General features: G+C 72.1%; 3 protein-coding genes. 2 read left to right on the top strand and 1 reads right to left on the bottom strand.

What is annotated here, in order from left to right; all coding sequences use genetic code 11:
- A partial coding sequence (locus tag BACI9J_RS24085) for a biotin-dependent carboxyltransferase family protein (protein ID WP_201296743.1) occupies positions 1 to 470 on the top strand: 470 nt, incomplete at its 5' end.
- Between the two features lie 63 nt (positions 471 to 533).
- Positions 534 to 836, top strand: coding sequence for a putative quinol monooxygenase (locus tag BACI9J_RS24080; RefSeq protein ID WP_017886861.1), 303 nt, complete (start codon positions 534 to 536; stop codon positions 834 to 836).
- Positions 837 to 888: 52 nt separating this feature from the next.
- On the opposite strand, the gene BACI9J_RS24075 is transcribed toward BACI9J_RS24080, so the two are convergent.
- Positions 889 to 1,071, bottom strand: a complete 183-nt coding sequence (locus tag BACI9J_RS24075) for a hypothetical protein (protein WP_071251269.1) — start codon at positions 1,069 to 1,071, stop codon at positions 889 to 891.
- Positions 1,072 to 1,236: the final 165 nt, after the last annotated feature.

The following is a 1,236-nucleotide window of genomic DNA, read 5'->3' as shown; positions in this document are numbered from 1 at the left end:
CCCTGGCGCGCCTCGGTCCGCCGCCGCTGTCGGCCGGCGACCTCCTGCCGGTCGGCGGAGCCCGGGTCTCGTGGCCGGTCGTCGACGCGGTGCCGCAGCCCGAACCGCGGTGGCCGGACGAGCCGGTCGTGCTCGACGTGGTGCCCGGGCCGCGCGACGACTGGTTCACCCCGGAGTGGCGATCGACCCTGACCGGTCAGGACTTCGCCGTCAGTGCGGACAGCGACCGCGTGGGGGTCCGCACCACGGCTGCGACGCCGCTCGCCCGCTCCGTGACACGCGAGCTGCCGAGCGAGGGTGTCGAGACGGGATCGCTGCAGGTGCCGCCCGAGGGGTTCCCCGTGCTGTTCCTCGCCGACCACCCGGTCACCGGCGGCTACCCGGTCGTCGCGGTCCTGACGCCCCGGTCGGTCGACCGTGCCGCGCAGCTCCGGCCTGGTGATCCGCTCCGGTTCCGCATCCTCGACTGACCGACCCGGAACAAGCGCAGGGGGTCCGGAGTTGGCTTGGACACCGCTGACGAAAGGTTCCCCATGTCGATCACCGTCCTGCTCGAGGTCCAGTTCCAGAGCGACGCCCCCGAAGACGCGCTCCAGGGTGCGATCCGCGAGACGCTCGAACAGACCGCGTCGTTCCACGGCCTGGAGTCGCTCGAGGTCCTGGTCGACGACGAGGACCCGGCGCGCATGGTCGTCGTCGAGTCGTGGACGACCGCCGCGGACCACGACACGTACGTGGCCTGGCGTGCGACGCCCGAGGGTGCTCCGGCGATGGCACCGTTCCTCGAAGCGACACCGGTCACCCGCACCTTCGCGCGGACCATCCCGCTCCACTGAGCCGACACCGGCCCCGCCCCACGGCGCATGGGTCGGCGTCGGCCGCGGTCGGTCAGACCACGTCGTCGTCGGTGTCGAGCGGCACCGGCCGTTCGTCGTCGGGGAGCACTTCGTCGTTCGCGTCGTCGACCACCGGGAGGTCGTCGGGGTCGAGCACGGTGGGCTCCGGTTCGTAGTCGGTCTCCTGCGCCTCGCGGAAGTCGTCGAGGGTCTCGTCGTCCTTCGGATCGCTCATGGCCCCGAAGGTACCTCCGGATCCTCAGTGTGTCCGCAGACGATCACCACCCCGAAGCCGGTCATCGAGCGGCGTGCTCCCGGGCCTCCATGGCGTCCCAGGCGAAGCTCGCCAGCCAGTGGGTGGAGTAGTACTCCTCGCCCACGCTCGCCGCGAGCCCGGAGG

It is taken from the genome of Arthrobacter sp. 9V, assembly GCF_902506065.1.
GTDB lineage: Bacteria > Actinomycetota > Actinomycetes > Actinomycetales > Micrococcaceae > Arthrobacter.
This window is presented reverse-complemented; position numbering and strand designations above follow the sequence as displayed.